Here is a 746-nt window from a genome sequence, read left to right on the forward strand (position 1 = left end):
TGTGCGTGGTTTTCCCCTCGTCGCTTCGCGTCTGACCCTGCCTGCTAGAATTTACATCGACTGTTTCTGTTTAACTAGCTTTTTCAGGCACCAATTTCAGCCTTATTGTGAAGTCTCATTACTTTCATCAAAATAAGGCAACGAGCCCCTTCCAAAGAAATACAAAACAATCGTAAGTGTTAAAAGTATCAAGGCTCTTTTTAAATAAAGCGTAAATGAACCCAAGGCTAAAGAATTGATTATGTACAGCTCTATGAATGTCAACAAAAAACACATCACCCAAACTACATAACAAACCCTAAGCGTTTCTTTTGACACAAACAACCTGACAATCACTAAAGAAAGCCAACTATTAAGTCCGATAAACATGTGACCTGTACCTGATATACCCATGCTAAAACCATCGGGCAACTCCTTGAACTTGATCTTTTTCACTTAGACTCACCTAGCTTCTGCCATAAGTTTTGCTTTTCTAATATTATTGCGTCTTTCTTGTCTAAAACTGTGTTGTCAATTGCACTACTTACGCCACTACTTAGAAAATAATTTGTTATTCTAGCCTTTATATCTACAAACCTTTTTTCAGCACGATTCAAAGACGTTGTGTTAATCAAAGTATTAGTTCCTTTCGTGATGAATACCCCCAACGTTAAATCATAAGCCAAATTAGATAAACCATAGTCTTGATTAAATGCTAACGAGGTTACAAGACCTTCACCCACAGACTTAGCAGCCGGAATTCCATA

1 protein-coding gene and 1 pseudogene are annotated in these 746 nt (G+C 37.4%); both read right to left on the bottom strand.

Annotated features, from left to right (window positions below):
* Positions 1 to 102: 102 nt before the first annotated feature.
* Entirely contained in the window at positions 103 to 435 is a 333-nt protein-coding gene (locus tag HMPREF3144_RS02925) for a hypothetical protein (RefSeq protein WP_036561387.1), read from the bottom strand.
* Positions 432 to 746, bottom strand: a pseudogene (locus tag HMPREF3144_RS11650) (hypothetical protein); the annotation flags it as partial. The gene HMPREF3144_RS02925 and the pseudogene HMPREF3144_RS11650, both read right to left, overlap by 4 nt.

The organism is Oligella sp. HMSC05A10 (assembly GCF_001808335.1).
Classification (GTDB): Bacteria; Pseudomonadota; Gammaproteobacteria; order Burkholderiales; family Burkholderiaceae_B; genus Oligella; species Oligella urethralis.